This is a genomic window from Sphingomonas sp. SORGH_AS_0950, assembly GCF_030818415.1.
GTDB lineage: Bacteria > Pseudomonadota > Alphaproteobacteria > Sphingomonadales > Sphingomonadaceae > Sphingomonas.
The window spans coordinates 207,250-224,009 of the sequence record NZ_JAUTAE010000001.1 but is presented as its reverse complement, the minus strand read 5'-3'; the positions used below and the strand labels follow the sequence as shown (position 1 = coordinate 224,009).

Genomic DNA, 16,760 nt, shown 5'->3' with positions numbered 1-16,760 from the left:
GCGCGAACCTATACGACCGGATCGAGCGATGCGAGGGCGGCGGCCCAACAGGCAGACCGCCGCCCCGCCACGGTCAGAAGGTCAGTCGCCCGGTCAGCATCAGGCTGCGACCCTCCACGTTGTAGCGCGAGGTATCATAGGGCAGGTAGTCGACGACCGTGAAGGGCGCCGGTGCTTTGAAGATGTTGCGTCCCGCAAACTGTAGGCTGAAACGCTTCGATGCGATCCAGGACACCGACAGGTCGACGGTGGTCAACGGCTTCACGCGGGTGATCAACTCGGGATTGAGCTGCACCCCGGCCGCGTATATCGACATATAATCGTTCAGATAGCTGGGCGTGTGATACACATAGACGTTCGTACTCAGCTTGTCCCAGTTCCACTGGAGCGAGCCCACGATCTTATATTTGTCGACGCCCAGGATGCGACCCCGCTGGTCGATCTTCTGGCCATCGCTCAACCCCGTCGTTTCGGCGACGATATTGTCGACATACATGATCTTGGGCAGGAAAGTGCCGATATTGGTCGGGATCAGATAGCTCGCCTCATAGGTCAGCGAGTCGTAATTGGAACCGATGATGTTGTAGCGGACGTTGTTGAACGAGATGATCTTGTTGGTCGCCGGGTCGCGCGGATAGAAGAGCGGCAGCTTCAGGATGTCGACGGCGGGCATATAGTAGAAGAGCTCGCGCGTCGTCGCGAACTGATTGCGGATCCGGTTGCGGTTATAGGTCACGGCCAGGCTGAGGCCCGACAACGGACCGGTGGGCTGCCACGACAGGCTGTAGATCTGCTGGCGCGAGGTTTCGGGGCGAAGATCGGGGTTCGCCGCGATGACCATCGGGACGTTATAGGCCTTCTGGCCGTTGACCGGGCGAGCGCAATCGGTCGTGCAGCTATAAAGCGGATCGCCGACGATCGACGTCAGCGTCTGCTGCGTGCCCTGCACCGAATAGAGCTGGGTGGGCGGCGGCGCCTTGAAGCCGGTGGTGAATTTCGCGCGGAAGTCGATCGTGTTGGTCGGCGACCACAACATGCCCCAGGACGGCGTCGTGCGGCCGAACCGGTTCTTGCCATAGATAATCTGGCCGCCCTGATCGACCGGTACCTTGTTGACGGTGCCGATCGCGCCGACGCTGCTCGTCACGTCGCGGCGCATGGCGATGTTGAACAACAGGCGACGGGCGAATGGCAGGGTATAATCCTTGCCCAGGATCGGCAGATTGATCTCGCCGAAAAACGCATAGCGGTCCGTCGCCGGGTCGGGGCCGGCGATGCTGCTGATGAAGCTGTTCTTCAGCGTGTTGCGGGCATATTCCGCGCCGACGGCATAGCTGACCGAACCGGCGGGGAGCGCCAAGGCCTCGCCCGTGACGCGCCCTTCCAGATTGCTCAGCGAATTGCCTAGATCGTCCACGACATAGGGATAGAGGAAGGCCGTGACGCTGCTGCCGCCGCCGCTCGTCGTACTCTTCCATGGGTTGAACGCGATATTCGGATCGCTGCTGGTCAGCGCGGCGCACTGCGCCTGGAACGCCGCCTTATAGCCCGCCAGCTGATTGGCCGGAATACGATTGTTCGCCAGCTGGAAATTATAGCAGGGATAGGACACGACCCCGTTTGTGACCGTGCGTGCAAAGCTGACCAGACTGCCCAGCTGCGTTCCCGAACCCGCAGTCTCGGTGCCCGACCGGGTATAGATCAACTGCAGCTTGGCGGCCTTGCCGAAATCATAGCTGACCCCGCCATTGGCGGTCCAGCTGGTCGATGTATTGCGGATCTGCGCGGGCACCAGCGTGCCGTCCGCGATCTCGGCGCCGGGGAAATAATTGACCCGGCTGGAATAGGCCGACGACCCGAAGGTGAAGGCGGGGAACGGGTTGTAATATTGCCCCGGCGCCAGATCGACTGCCAGCCCGCCGAAGATCGCATTGGCCTGCGAATTGCGCGCCTTGGTGTAAAGGCCGGTGCCGAAGATGCTCAGGCGATCGGTGATCTTCTGCTCGAAATTGACGGTCGCACTGACCGTCCGGCTGCGCGGCCCGGCGAATTCGGGCACATAGTCGCGGCTGCTGCTCAGCGTCACGGGAATCAGATCGGACCGCTTGGGCGCGCCCGTGAAGCCCGGCGGCACGCTGAGGCCCGTGGAAGGAGAGACCTGGCCGGTGGCGGGATTATAGACGCCCGGCACAACCGTCGTCCCAGGCTGCGTCCCCGAATTGAAGGTACGCTTGTCATACGCGGCATTGCCGTTGAAAAAGGGCGCGTAGTTGTTCGTCACATAGCCGGTCTTGGCGTTCACGATCGGATCGACCCGCGCGAATTCCAGTGTGGCCGCGATGCTGCCGCTGCCCCAGGCACGGCCGGTATACAGGCTGATCCGCGTATCGTCCGCGCCGGAGCTGGTCTCGCGGTGCGAAGCAGAAATGGTCGTACCGACGTAATTCTTCTTCAGGATGAAGTTGATGACGCCGCCCATGGCATCGGCTCCATAGATCGCCGCTTGGCCGCCGGTGCTAATCTCGACCCGCTCGATCGCACTCAGCGGGATACCGTTGAGGTTAACATAGCCCTGCTCGACACCCGCCGCTCCGGCAATCCGCCGTCCGTTGACCAGGACGAGCGTGTTGCCCGCCCCGACCCCGCCCAAGTTGGCCGCCGCCAGACCCAGCCCGCCGACCTGGGAAACGATGTTCGAACCGCTGGGACCGACGTTGGAATTCAGCGGTCCCTTACCACGGCTGTTGGTGATCGCGCCGATGGTCGAGACGTTCTGCGGCAAGGTGCGCACCAGTTCTTCGACCGAGGTGACACCGCGATCGCGAATTTCCTTGGCGTCGATGACGATCAGACGGCTGGTCTTGTCGCCGTCGCGCAGACGGCTGCCCGTAACCAGCACGTCGTCATTGCCTTGGTGCTTCCTGATGACCGGGGTTCGCCCGCGGCGAAGCTCGGCCTCCTTGATCTCGGCCTCCGGGTCGCCGGCCCTGGCAGCGGGCGCGTCCTCGCGCTCGACATTCCGGCGTGCCTTCTCCTCTTCTACCGCGTCGCTGTTCTGCGGAACAGGAACCACGCCTTGCTGACTTTCAACTTGGTCGTTCGCGGCGGCACCCGGTGCCGTCGTTCGATCCTGCTGCGCGGCGGCTGCCCCGGTCGTGGCAAAATAGGCGATGAGCGAACATGCCCCCAGAAAGGCTGACTTCTTCATGATCGTACCCCCCATAGATACTATGATCGTCAACGTTCGTGATGCGATGCCTTGGCTTGTCGCTCGGTCATTCGGTCCACGAGACGCTGTTCTATGACGGAGCCATGCTGCGCGACGAGGCTTGCACCAACCTTGCAGCAAAGGATTTGGAATGTCGCAATTTGCGGCACTTGCGAAATACTATGTCCCCGGACCGCGACAGGAGACGAGGAAAAAGCTTTATGACGCAAACGTCAGGGTAAACTCGGCACCGCCGTCCTCGACGTTGCGCGCGCTCATTTCGCCGCCATGCAGACGAACGATGGCGGCCACGATCGCCAGCCCCAACCCATAGCCGCGCCGCGCCGACACGGGACGCGCAAAGGGCTCGAACAGGGCGACGGGATCGATATCGCCAAAACCGGGGCCATGGTCGCGCACCGTGATCCGTCCATCGGCGTCGATCGCCACGCGGACTGTCGTGCCCTGCGGCGCGAAGGAGATCGCGTTGTCGACCAGATTGGCGATGGCGGACTCGATCAGCGTCGCATCGCCGGGAATCTCGACCTCGTCTCTCACGCTGTCGAGCATCAGCATGACGCCCGCCTGTTCGGCAAGAAGCGCCCGCCCCCGGATGACCTTGGCGGCGGAGGCGGCCAGATCGGTAAAGCCCGTCACCTCCCGACGATTGCCGATGCTCATCAGGGTCAGCAGCTGGTTGACCAGCCGGGTCAGCCGCCGGACGTCGCCGACCAGCTTGTCCTTCTGCGCGCCGTCATCCATCAATTCCAGCCGGGTACGCAACACGGTCAGCGGGGTCCGCATCTCATGCGCCGCCGCCGACAGGAAGAAGGTCGCGCGCCGCTGGGCCGCATCGACCTGCCCGATCAGATGGTTGACCGCGCGGACGAGCGGCAGGATTTCGCTGGCCACGCCTTTTTCGGGCAGCAGGGCATCCAGGCGCTGCGGATCGATCGACCGGGCCAGCTGCGCGACGCGGCGGATCGACCACATGTGCAGCGAAAAGATAGTGGCGAAGATCAGGAAGACGCCGCCCGCCGCCAGCAGGAAGTTGCCGCTGAACGCCCATAGCCATTTGCCCCGCGCACCCATGGGCCTGGAGCGATCGATGATGACCGGGTGGCGCAGGTCGCGATACTCGAAATAGGTCAGTTCGTCGCACATGCGGAAGGACGCGTAGCCATCGCCGTCCTTGCCCTGCATGATCTTCTCGCCCTGGGTACAGATGCTGGGGTCGGCCAATGTCCGATGAACCCGCTCCAGCGCGGCGAAACCGAAATGCCGGAAGAAGGCGGGCGGCCCGTTGCCGAACGCCCGGTTGCCGACCCGCACATAGAAGCGGAAGTCGGGATTGCGCGCCTCGACCTCGCGGATAAGGCTGTCCTTGGTGATGTCGCCCGCATCCGACGGATCGTCACGGACGGTGATCATGAACTGGGCCAGGACGCTGCGGACCTCGGACTCCGTGGCCTGCAGGGGCGGCGCGACGTCGACCTGCACCGGCATGTCGGCCAGAGGCCGGATGACAAAGGCGTAAAGCCCCCAGCCGAGAAAGATCGACGTCAGCACCAGCATCTGCGCGAACATCGACTTGCGCCAGTCCCAGATGCGCCGCAGCCATCCCACCCCTGCCGTTCCCCGCCTCAGTGCGCCGCGCCCCCGTCGAGGGGCGGCATCGGCGGCAAGTCGCCCCCGTTCGGCCCCAGCTTCCGCTTTTCAAGGATTTGCGCAAGAGCGGCATAGACCCGCCGCTGATCCGCCGCGTCAGGCCACAAGCGGACTGTCGCGACCAGCCGCGCCATGGCGTCTGCCAGATCGTCGACATTATCGAGCGGCCCGGCGGGATAGAGCATCTGGAGGAAGGCGGCATCCAGCATCGCCTCCGCCTGGGGCAGCAGGCCGCTGCGCGCATAGACGCGGGCCGCCACGATCCTCCCCTCCGCCGCCATGACCGGCATCGCGCGCAGCCGCGCGTCAAGCGCGGCGCCGTCCTCCGCCGTCAACGGGGCCGCGATGCGGTCGGCTAGCGCGAGCAGGCGCGCCACCTCATCAGCATCCGCCTTCCCGGCGCGAAGATCGGCCAGCATCGTCGCCAATTGCGGCCCGCCCTCGCCACGCCGGGCAGGGCCATAGGTGATGACATCGTACAGCGTCTGCTGGCGCGCCTGGTCCTCGGGGGCCATCACGCCGGGATAAAGTTGCAACTCGACCGACATGGCTGGCTGCGCCAGCAGGGTCGCCGCTGCCCCCTGCCCCTTGGTCGCCGCCGCCAGCGTATAGACGAGCGCGCGGCGGCCTCGCCCGGTATCCCCCTCGGTGGCGATGGCATTGGAGTGGCGCCATAGCGCCCGCAGCACCCGCGATGGTGGCGTGGGATCGTCCTTGCGCGGCTGGAGCAAGGGCGCGAGGGTGGCGTCGTCGCCACGCATCACCGGCATGGCACTGCGCCCTTGCCGCGCCTCCACCGCGACCACCGCCGGGCGAGCCGGATCGTGGCGAAGATAGGCGTCATAAACACTGGCGAACAGCCCGGCGCTCCCGCCACCGCCCCCTCGCCCGCGCATCGCCCGCGCGCGGTTGAGCAGGGCGACCAGCCAATCGGGATCGTCCGCATCGACCTGCGCCGCCGTCGCCACCGCCGCCGCTTGGTCCGGCTTGTCGATCAGGCGATAGACCATCACCAGCATCGTCGCGGCGGACCGATCGTCGGGATGGCCCGTGACATAATCCCGAAGCGCAGGCGCAAGCTCGCGCCAGTCCGCCTTGTCGACATACAGCGCCAGCAAATGCTCGCGATAGGCCGGGTTGGTCGGATCGAGCGCGATCATCCGTCGGGTCAGCGCCAGCCGCTGGTCGGGCGTGGTCTGGCCTTCCTGAACGGCGAAGTGCTGATAGACCTGCGCCGCGTCCCGGGGATCGGGATGGGCATCGGCGAGGAAGGACTCGATCTGATCGCGACGGACATCGGGGAAGTGCCGGGCGATGGCGCGGTCCAGCCAGGGCGTCTGCTGCCCATTGGCGCGCATCGCCTCGCCCATCGTCGTCAGCTGGACGAACGCCTGTCGCTTGTCCCCGGCATACCAGCGCTCCAGCACGATCGGCAGCGCGGCGCTGTCGGGATAGCGCGCCGCGACAGCCTTGGCCGCGTCCAGCAGCACGTCCCGATTGGCGGCCAGCGCATCGAACTGGAGCAGCCGGGCCGCAAGCGGCGCACCGCTCCGAGCCTTGGAGTCGCGCACCACGGCTATGTCGCGGTCCAGCACCGCCGCGAGCCGCGCCTTTTGGCCTGCGTCCAGCGGATGCCGGAACAGGCCGTCCAGCGTTAGCTCGCTCAGCCCCGAATCCCCTTCGCCACGTTCCAGCTGGGTGACGAGGCCGTCGTAAAGCGTGACCAGCTGCTCGGCCGAAAACTGGTCGAGCCAGTCCATGCCCCCGCCGCCATGCCGCCGCGATACGGTCAGGCTGATGCCGAGCGGCCGATTGCTCTGCGTGATGGTCAGGCGGACCAGCGCATCGGGCGACAACAGCGTCTTGCCCACCGCCTTACCCAGCCGGGCATAACGCTCGGGTGACGCCCGGAACAGGTCGAACAGGATGCCGTCCCGCGCCGGGGACGCCTGAAGCGGCGGCCACACCCAGTCGCGGAACCGATCGGGCGGCAGCAGGTCCAGCGCGTCGCTCAGCAGCAACAGGTAGAGCGGACGACGGAAGCCCCCCTGCGGAGCGTTGAGGGCTTTTTCCTCCTCGACCAGCGACGCGCCCAACAGGCCCTGCGCCGTCGCCTGGTCCCCTCGCGAAAGGGCCAGCACCAGCGCCGCTTCGTCATTGCCGGTATCCCCCGCCTGCACGCGCAGCCCCGTCAACGGCCAATCGGGTGCGGCCGCCACCGGGTCCCCGCCGCGCCCCGTCAGATGATGGCGCAGCAGGCTCGGGCGGCGATAGGCCGGATCGCTGCCGAACCGGCCGCCCAGTGCGGCATCCCATGCCGACAGTGTGGCATCGCCGTGCCCGGCATCGATGATGCGATGCCCCAGATCGACCAGCAGCGCGAGGCGCGGATGATCAGCCAGCGCCCCCGGCTTCGCGGCATCGACCTGTCCCATCTCGGTGGTGAAGCGCTGCGCCAGATCGGCCAGCATCGGGTCGGCGGCACCCGCTTCCCCCGGCCAAGTCAGCAGCAGTCCTTCGACCATCGTGGGGTAATAACGGCGGACGTCCAGCCCCCGCTCGTCGCGCTCGCCCATCGGCGTCGCGGGCTGCCGCGCCAGCAGCGAGCGCAGGCCCCGCCAATACCAGCGCCGCGCCAGCGCGTCCTCGCCCGCGCGCTCCTGAAGGATCGCGGTCTTGACCAGCAGATCAAAATTCGACTGGTCCTGGAGCAGCGCGCGGGCATAGTTGGTCAGCGCCTGCGCCGGGCGTCCGGCGGCGGCATAGGCGTCGCCCTTGGCTTCGTCGACATTCACCAGCCCGCCCAAGCCGTTCATCATGGCAAAGGCGCGCTCGGCCCCCGCCTCGTCGCCCTGCGTCAACAAGGTGCGCGCCAGATCGGCGTAGAGGTCGGGCGGGAAGGACTTGCCAAGGGCCAGCAGGCGACGGGCATAAATCAGCTTGCGACGCGGATCGCCTATGATCGCCACCGCGCCCCCGTCGTTCGCGCCACCGCCGCTGAGCGTCGCCAGTTCGCGCAGCACGAACGCCCGCTGCTCGCCCGCCCCCGGCACCGTCGCCTCGATCGCGCGGATTTGCAGGTCGAGATCGGCATCCGCCGCCGCGATGTCGGACAACAGGCCGAGCAGCCGGGGCATGGCGCCCCCGTCGGCGATCCGCTCCAGCACGCGCCGCTCGGCCCAGTCGAGCACGCCGTTCGTGGCCGCATCGCCGTCGCCCCCGTCTGCGACCATGTCGATCAGCGCATCGATCGCGGGCAGGAACTGACGCGCATCGCCATGATCGGCGGCATATTGCAGCAGCCCGATCGCCTCGCCCCGCCGATGCTGACGCTTGAGCTCGGTGGCCAGCCGCGACAGTGCATCCGCGTCGTCGGGCCGCGCCGCCAGCCCCTCGCGCAGCTGCCGGATCGCCTGGGTATCGAGGTCGGCCTGCGCATAGACGGTGGCCTTGAACGCATGGGCGTCGCCTTCCCCGGTATCGCCCAATTGCGCCATCAGCCGGTCGAGATCCTGCTGCCGCTGCTCTGCCGAGACGCCCGCGTCTTGATGGCGCAACCGGGTCAGGATCAGCTGGCGGACGTGCGCGTCGCGATTGCCGGGGTCGAGCGCGATCAGCCGCGCCAGCGTCGTCTCCAGCCGATCATAGTCGCGGACCCGCGCATAGAGCTGCGCCAACTGGTTGAGGAGCGACACTTCGCTTTTGCCGCTTCGCGCGGCGAAACGGCGTACCGCTTCGGCAGCGGCCTCGGGCTTGTTCTGCGCCAGACGAAGCGCGACCAGCAGGTCGATCTCGCCGGGCCGGATCGTGCCCGCCTCCAGCCGCGCGGCAATGTCCTTCGCCATCGGCTCCAGCCGGTTCATCCGCTTGGCGAGCGTGACGATCTGCCGCTCGATGATGTTGCGGCGGGCGGGCAACGTCGTGTCGGCCCACAGCGCCCGCCAACGGGTCAGGGCCTCGTCGTCATGCCCGGCCTCGGCGGCGAGCTGCGCGATACGGGCGCGGACGTCGTAAGCGGGCGCGCCCTTCGCCTCCAACCGCTTCAGCAGCGCCAGCGCCTGATCGGGGCGACCCAGCCGCTCATAACCGTCGGCGACATCGGCGAGCAGCAGTCCACGGGTGTCGCCGCGCTCGACCGCCTGCAATTCGGCCAACGCCTTGGCCATCTCGCCGCGATCCAGATAGGTCTCGAACAGGAACAGATGCGTCGCCGTCGCCACCGCCGGGTCGCCTGCGCTGCCCGCCAGCATCGCGACCGCCTGTTCCTGAAGGCCCATGCCTATCATCGCGCGCGCGCCCGCCGTCAGCACGTCGGCCTGCCCGCGATTGGCGGTGAACATCTGCTGCCAGACCGCCACGGCCTGCGCCTCGTTGCCCTGCGTCAGATAGCTTCCGGCCAACCGGGCATAGAGGTCGACCTGATGCGGATCGGCCGCGATCAGGCGACGATATTCCGCCTGCGCCGCCGCCCGGTCGCCCGACAGGTCGAGCACCCCGGTCAGGCGGCGGCGCAATTCGGCGCTCTTCGCCCCCTCGATCGCCGCAATGGCGGCCTTGGTTCGACCGAGTTCGAGCAGCACGTCGACCTTCGCATTGGCGACCGGCTCGCTGGGCGGCAAGGTGTCGAGGAAGCTCAGCGCCCCGGCCAGGTCGCCCGTATCACGATACGCCTCGACCACCAGTGCCAGCGCATAGCGTCGATCGTCGGGGGTGGTCGCCGCCGCGAGCGCCGCCTTGGCCGCATCGCGGGCAGGCCCGGCCTCACCCGCCGCCAGCGCCCATTGCGCCGCCGTCAGCCGCTGCCCGACATCGCCGCCCGGTCCCGCCAGGGCCAGCGCCGCCTTGGGCCGCCCAAGCAGCGCCAGAATATCGGCAAGCCGCCGCGCCTGGGCAGGCGGCGCGCCCTTGGCATACCCTAGCAGCGTGTCGGGACGGCGGACCGCATCAATGATCGCCAGCCGCAGCGCGATCCGGCGCTTGGCCACCGGATCATGCTCCCGCTCCTCCGCCTGGCGATAGAGCGGCACCGCTTCCGCCACCCTGCCCAGCGCATCGAGCAGTTCGGCCTTGAGGCGATAGCCCTCGGCACTTGGCGCGCTCGCCAACGCCGCATCGACCGCGGCCAGCGCACCGCTGCGGTCGCCATCGCGCCAGAGGCGTTCGACGCGCCGGACATCGGTCGGGGCTGACGGGTTCGAGCCATCCGCCTGAACCGGACGAGCCATCGCCCAGGACGGGCCGGTCAGGCTGGTCGACAGCGACAGGGCCAGCAGCAGCGACCGGAAGGCCGATTGGCGGGGAGAGAAGCGCATCATCGAATTCCTGCGATGCGGCGCGAGGGCCAGCGCCGATAGCCAATGTCGAACAGATAGAGTCCCAGCGCCAGCAACGCGATCCAGGGCCAGAGGTCGATCGCGCGCAAGCCGCCGATCCGCTGCACGGCTCCCGGCGCGGTGGCGGGATCGTCGCGGTGCCATCCGCCGGTTCGCGACGACAGGCTGGCGAGCGGCAGCGCCATGAACTCCGGCATCGCATCGACCGGCCGGACATCGGACGAGGCCGGATCGGCGGTCCGGGCAAGATGGTCACCATCGCGCACCTCGATCCGGGCGGGCTCCCCGGCGGGCCACGCGATGTCCGACACGAACAGGCCCGGCGCGCGCTCCTCCAGACCGTCGATCCGGCGCTGGGGACGTCCGTTCGCGTCGACCAACGTGATCGCGGGCACGGTCCCGCTCATGGTGCCCGTCCCGTTGCGTCGCACGGTGATCGTCAGCCGATCGAAGCGCCGCAACGCCTCGACCGTCAGATCGGGTCGAGAGCGCGCGGTCATCGCCAGCAGCCGCGCCACCCAGCGGCCATAATCGGGCCAGCTCCGCCAATTCGCGGTCCCGGCCCCCAGCGGCTCGGTCATCATCGCCGTGACGCGCCCACTGCCCACGGGCCAGCTCGACACGATGGGATCGCCGCCATCGGTGCGAAGCAGGACCTGGGCGTCCGGCCGTGCGCGGGTCGGGACATAGCCGGACAGCGGTGGTGGGGCGCTTAGCGACGCGCCGTCCGACCAGCCGGGTCGCGTCTCCTCCCGCACCGCAACCGTCCCGCTGCGATAGCCGGGGTCGGGCCGGGTCTGCGGCTGTTTGAAGTCAAGTTCGACCAGGTTGAACTCGTCCGGCACTGAATAAAAGCGGCCGCGCCCCACCCGCGCCCAGTCGGCCATGCTCTTTTCGTCATCGACTTGCCCCCCGACCGCGACGGTCGAGACGTTGATCCGGTTCTCCGCGATATGGCGCAACAGCTGCTGATAGCGGTCCTCCGCCACGCCACCGTCCGAGAGGACCAAGATGTGCTTATAGCGCGCGTCCAGGTCCTTCAGCCCGTAAAACGCTTCTTGCAGCGCAGGAAACAGGACGCTCGCGCCCTGCGCCTGCATCCGCCCGATCGCTCGCTCGACATCGGGCAGGTCCGTCGCGTGGTGCATCGGCACCGACCATTGCCGCGCGCCATAGAATTCGACGACGCCGACCCAGTCATTGCCGTTCAGCTTGCGCACCGTCTGCCGCGCGACCTGCTTGGCCAGCTCCAGCCGATCCCCCTGCATCGAACCCGAACTGTCGATGACGATCGCCAGTGCGACGCTCGGGCGGACCTGTTTTTCCTGTCCGCGCGCGATGACGGGCAACGCTGCGCCGAGCGGCGTGTCGGCATAGCCGCCCGCGCCGAATGCGGCCATGCCGCCCGAGACGAACAGCCCGGTCCCATCCCGCGCCACCGCGCGGTTGAGGCTTTGCTGAGCGGCGACCGGTAGGTGCGCGGCGGGCAGATCGTCGATCATGACCAGCGGCCAGCGCGCCGGATCGAACCCTTGCGAAAGCGAGCCTGGTGCACGCTGGTCGACGACGAAGCTCGGCCCCAGCAGCCGCTGGAGCTGCCCAGCCGCGCCCTGTTGCCGCTCACCCAGATAGAGGAAATGGCGCGGCTCCTGAACCGCCGCCAGCGTCTCGAAGCCGCCGCGCCCGTCCAGCTCCACGCGCAGCGGCAGGAACCCGGCACGATCCGTCGGAATATCCACCGCGACATGGGTTTCGCCATCCGCGCGAAAAGACGGCCTGGTCACCAGCCGCCGGTCGCCGCTGAATACCGCCAGTCGATGCAGGGCGCCGTCCCCCTCGACCACGACATCCCCGCGCAACGTCTCACCGACCCGCGCCGGGGCCAGTCGCAGATCGGCGACAAAGGCGGGACGCGGGGCGATGGGAACGGCAATCGTATTGACCGGAATGCCCCGCGCGACGAACGCAGCGATACCGTCCCGCCAATGGTCGTCGGTCGACAACCCGCTCCCGATCAGCGTCACCGCCCCGCCCGAGCCGAGCGGGATCGCCTCCGCCGCCTTGCGCAACGCCAGCGACAGCGAGCCGTCCTGCACCACCACGCGCTCCTTGGCCGCCCCGCCCAGCTGGATCACCGACAGCCGGGCATCGGCGGGTGCCCTCGCCATCAGCCGGTCGAGGACGCGTCGCGCCGCCGCCTGTCCGCCCGCACCCAACACAGGCCGCTGATCGAGAATATAGACCTGTGCCCCCGCGCCATCGCGGCGCACCAGGCTGGGCTGCATCATCGCCAGGATCAGGCAGGCGAACACTCCGACCCGCACCGCCGCCTGCCGCCAATGCGGCCGCGCGCGCATCGGCCACCAGGTCACCGGCTGGACGAGCAGGAATAGCCAGGCGGCGACCGGAAAGAGGAAGGTGATGCTCACGACAGTCCGGCCCTCAAGGAATTACGCGACGCTGCACCAGCCACCACTCGATGCCGAGCAGGACGCCCGCCGCCAGCAGCAACAGCAGAAAGGGCAGGTCCGATGGCCAGATCCCAGCGCTGTTCGCCACCGCCGGATGCGCGCTGGTGTCGGCTACTGCCAGCGTGGTGGCGCGGTCGGTCAGGGATACCGTCGCTTCGCTCTTTTCCATTGGAACCGTCAGGGGATCGCCGCTGTCCCCGGCCTGCGCAAAGGAGCGCCAAGGCTGCCGCTGCCCGAGCCAGTGAATGCTCCGGCTGACGAAGACCGGCATGGCGGGGCTTTGGACGAAGGGCGAAGCGGGCGCGAAGATCGTACGCCATGCCGTGATCCGGCGCTGGCGGGCGTCGCGGACATCCACGCCGACCGGCCGGTGCAGCGCATCCGCCAGCGCCCCGGCATCGAGCTGCGCCAACCCCAAAGCATCGAGCCGCGCGGCGAGCGGCCCACGCTGACTTTCGTCGGGTCCGGCAAAGGTAAAGGTCTGCGCCGACGCATCCGACAGCATGAGGCCCGGCCGCCCGGCCACGCGAACCGCGACCGGGTTCCCCACAACGACCTGCGCCTCGGCAGCGGGCACGACGGTCAGGGACGGGTCCGCGGTCACCGCCGCACGAACGGCGGGCGGCGTACCGTCTAACAGCGCCACCTTGATCGGACGGCGATCGGCCACCCGTATCGCGGCCTTATCATCTGCCGCAAAGCCGTCGCCCTGCGCGAGTGCGACGCCGACCGCTTCACCGGCGGCGTTCATGTCTCGCGCCAGGAAGCGCCCGTCGCCCAATGCCTCGACCCGTGACGGCGTGATACGGCGCCCATTCTCGGTCCAGCGCAGACCGGCAGCGGTCGGCAAAGGCCGATCCGCCGCCGCGACCGTGACCAGCAGGTCCGCCTTGCCGACCTGCCCCGAAGCTGCCGGGGTGACGCCCAGCGCGACGATACCGCGATTGTCAGGCACGGGGTTGGCCAGATAGCCATAGCGCAGGCGCGCCGAATGTGGGGCCGCGCGTGCGGCGCCCCAGGCACCGTAATAATGAACCGTGGCAGCATCGGCCGTAGCCGCCCAGGTGGCGAAGGTCGATGGCCGGATTTCCGCCGACACCATGTCCAGTCGCCGGGACAGCAGGGACACGCTCTCCCCCGGCACCAGCAACCGCGTCCCGACCGCATCGCCCAGGATCACCTCGCGGCGGTCGGCCGGGGTCGTACGCACATCGGCCAGCAGCGCCCGCTTCGCCCGTGCGAGGTCTCCGCCGCCGGTCATCAGCGCCGAATTGTCGAGGTAGAAGCGCTGCAATCCACCACCGCTCGTCGCCGAGGCCACTTGCGGATGAGCCGCCGCGAACCATAGCAGAAGCGCGATCGCCAGGACCAACAGATAGGCCAGCCAGTAGCGGAACCGCCCCCCCAGCACACGAACCGGCGTATCGCGCAACGCCTGCGCCCACAGAGCGGCGGTGGGCAGGCGCAGCACACGCCTTTGCGCGCGCAGCCGTTGGAGCAGGAAGACGATCCCCGCCAGCGTGATCATCCCCGCAAGGGTCAGCGGCCAGCCGAACTGGGTGAAGCTCATGGCAGCACGCTCCCCGCCGTCAGCACCGGCACCAGCTGGTCGAGCACGTCGCCATCCGCGTCCATGCGAACCAGGGTCGCACCACGCCGCCGCGCGAAGGCGTCGAGACGATCGGTGAAATCCCGGTAGGCGGCGCGGTAGCGCGCGATCAGCTCGGGCGTCACGGTCATGCCTGCCCCCTCACGCTCGCCGTCCTCGATCACCACATCGCCGTCCAGATCGGCCAGCAGGGTCGGGTCCGCGTCGGAGGCGCGGACCATCTGCACCAGCAGCAGACGATGGGGCAGCGCCTCCAGCCCGGCGAGAACCCCCTCCAGCCCATCATCGTCGAAGAAATCGGACACCAGGATCACCAGACCGCGACGCAACCGCATCGACGCCAGCCTGGCGACCGCTCCGGCCAGTGCGCTGCGGCCCAGTGCCACCTGATCGGCCAGGGTATGCGCGACGCGGGCGATCCCGCCCTTGCCCGACACGCTCTTCATCGCGGTGCTCATATCGTCGCTGACCGTCATCAGGCTGACCGCGTCCTGCTGCCCCAGCGCGACGGCGGCCAGCGCCAGAACGGTGCGCATCGCCGGGCCGATGCGGGGAGGGCTTTCGACGAACATGCTGCGCGACACGTCGAGCAGGATATAGACCGGCAGGTCCTGCCGTTCCTCGAACACCCGGACGAACGCCTTGCCCAGCCGCCGATAGATGTTCCAGTCGATCGCGCGCAGATCGTCGCCCGCGACATAGGGTTTGAAATCGGCGAAGTCCGATCCCTGCCCGCGCGCCGATGTCCGCTGATCGGCCAGACGACCGCCCTTCTGCGCTGCCGCGATCCGCAGGGTGAGCGTATTGACCCGATCGAGGAAGACGGGATCGAAGAGTTCGTCGAAGCCGGGGGCGCTGGACAGGTTCACCGCCCTACTCCCGGTCGGGCGAAATAGCGTTCGAGCAGCCGATCCTCCTGCACGCTACGGGTGCGCTCGGGCAGCGATGCGTCCGGCCCCTGTCCGGCCCCGCGCGGCTGGGCCGCAACCGCGCCCGCCGTCATGGCGCGCGGAGAGGCGTTACGCGTCGTGCTGCTGACCGCCCCGGCATTGACCGTACCGATAACCCGATCCTCCATCGGTACCGCCAGCATCAGCGACGACGATCCGCGCGCCCGCTTGGCCCCTTCCAGACCATCGCCGCGATTGGAGCCTTGCTGCCCGTTATTGTTGGCTCGGCCCGAACTGCCCGAACCTTGCGATTGCTGGCCCGACTGTTGCCGGTTGCGCGAGCCCGAAGACTGCTGCCCCTGACTGCCACCCGGATTACGCGGCGCGGGCGGCGAACTGGCCGGGGCGGACACACCCGCCGCCGCGCCATTCTGCGCCCCTTGCGGCGGCATCGCACGGCTTTCGGCCGCCATGGCCTGACCATCACCGCGCGTCTTGGCATCCTCGGCGCGCTGGCCGTCCGGTCCCTTGCCCGACAGCCCGGTGCTGTCCGCCTCCGCCATGCGCCCGGTGCCCCCCACTCCGTTGCCCCGCCCGCTGCCCGACGATGGCGATGCGCCACTTCCGCCGCCTTGCGACTGACCGAGGGGCATGGCGGTATCGTCGGAACCGCCACCCGCTTTCGCCACGGCGGACGCCCCGACCGCGCTCGCGGACGAATCGCCCGCCGCGCCGCCACCCGTCGCACCCGCCGATGCATCCCGGCCGCTACCCTCCCCACCCCCGACGTTTCGGTCGACTTCGGCTCCTCGCCCATCCGGGCGAAGACCAAGGGCCATGGCGACCTGATGCAGGGCGGAGAATCCCCCCCCGCCCGACTGGACGGATAAAGGCGACCGAAGAGCCAAGGCCGCTATCAAGACGACCAACGCCAATACGGGCATGACCCATCGATACCGACCATATTGCGCAGACCGGGCTTCCCCATCGACCTGCGCCGACAGGGCACGATCCAGCCATGGCATCGCCTCCTGAAGGGCCGCTTGGCGGAAGCCGTCCGGCCGGTCATCCGCCAGGAATTCGGCCGTGATGACCGCCCGGTCCTTCAGCGCCAGCGCGCGGTCGACCGAGGCCAGCGCGGCGCGACGCTCCACCCGGAACCGCGCCATCCGCACGGCAACCACCAGCAGCATCACGACCAACGGCACGACGACAGAAAACACGATAGCCGGGAGAGCCGCCACGGGCCGTATCATCGCCCAGGCCAGCACCAGGACCGGCACGACGATCGAACTCCGCAGGGCCAGATCGCCCCCGTCACGCCAGGCCGCCCCGCGCGCGGCCGCGGCCAGCGTCGCGCGCCCCTTCTCCTCCAGCCTGTCGAGCCGCTGATGGAGCAGCCCGTCCGATCGATCGTCCATCCGCGTCCCCGCCCCCAATTCGGGACAAGCCCAAGGGTCTAAGGCGGCTGGCTTGCACCAACCTTGCCCCCTTGTCGCGCGATACCGACGAGCCCGGTTCCTGCAAGGCTGATGCAAGCAAATCATGGTTCCTGTGGGTCGTCGCCATGAACATGGGGCA

General features: G+C 68.2%; 7 protein-coding genes. All 7 read right to left on the bottom strand.

Annotated elements, in window-relative coordinates; translation table 11 throughout:
- Positions 1–73: 73 nt before the first annotated feature.
- The 7 genes from QE385_RS00905 to QE385_RS00875 all read right to left on the bottom strand — a co-directional run bounded on the left by QE385_RS00905 (position 74) and on the right by QE385_RS00875 (position 16,600).
- Positions 74–3,208 (bottom strand): TonB-dependent receptor domain-containing protein, encoded by a 3,135-nt coding sequence (locus QE385_RS00905; RefSeq protein ID WP_307098146.1) that lies wholly within the window; start codon positions 3,206–3,208, stop codon positions 74–76.
- A gap of 219 nt (positions 3,209–3,427) precedes the next feature.
- Positions 3,428–4,834: a cell wall metabolism sensor histidine kinase WalK gene (locus QE385_RS00900; protein ID WP_307098144.1), complete on the bottom strand. Its 1,407-nt coding sequence runs from the start codon at positions 4,832–4,834 to the stop codon at positions 3,428–3,430.
- Between the two features lie 17 nt (positions 4,835–4,851).
- Positions 4,852–10,188, bottom strand: a complete 5,337-nt coding sequence (locus tag QE385_RS00895; RefSeq protein WP_307098142.1) for a hypothetical protein — start codon at positions 10,186–10,188, stop codon at positions 4,852–4,854.
- On the bottom strand, positions 10,188–12,638 hold the full coding sequence (locus tag QE385_RS00890; RefSeq protein ID WP_307098140.1) for a VWA domain-containing protein: 2,451 nt from the start codon (positions 12,636–12,638) through the stop codon (positions 10,188–10,190). The genes QE385_RS00895 and QE385_RS00890 overlap by 1 nt, the downstream gene beginning before the upstream one ends.
- Before the next feature lie 13 nt (positions 12,639–12,651).
- Positions 12,652–14,250 carry a hypothetical protein gene (locus QE385_RS00885; protein WP_307098137.1) on the bottom strand — a complete coding sequence of 533 codons (1,599 nt, stop codon included), beginning with the start codon at positions 14,248–14,250 and terminating at the stop codon, positions 12,652–12,654.
- On the bottom strand, positions 14,247–15,158 hold the full coding sequence (locus tag QE385_RS00880) for a DUF58 domain-containing protein (protein WP_307098135.1): 912 nt from the start codon (positions 15,156–15,158) through the stop codon (positions 14,247–14,249). The genes QE385_RS00885 and QE385_RS00880 overlap by 4 nt, the downstream gene beginning before the upstream one ends.
- Positions 15,155–16,600: a hypothetical protein gene (locus tag QE385_RS00875; RefSeq protein WP_307098133.1), complete on the bottom strand. Its 1,446-nt coding sequence runs from the start codon at positions 16,598–16,600 to the stop codon at positions 15,155–15,157. Before QE385_RS00875 ends, QE385_RS00880 begins: the two co-directional genes overlap by 4 nt.
- Between the last annotated feature and the right edge of the window lie 160 nt (positions 16,601–16,760).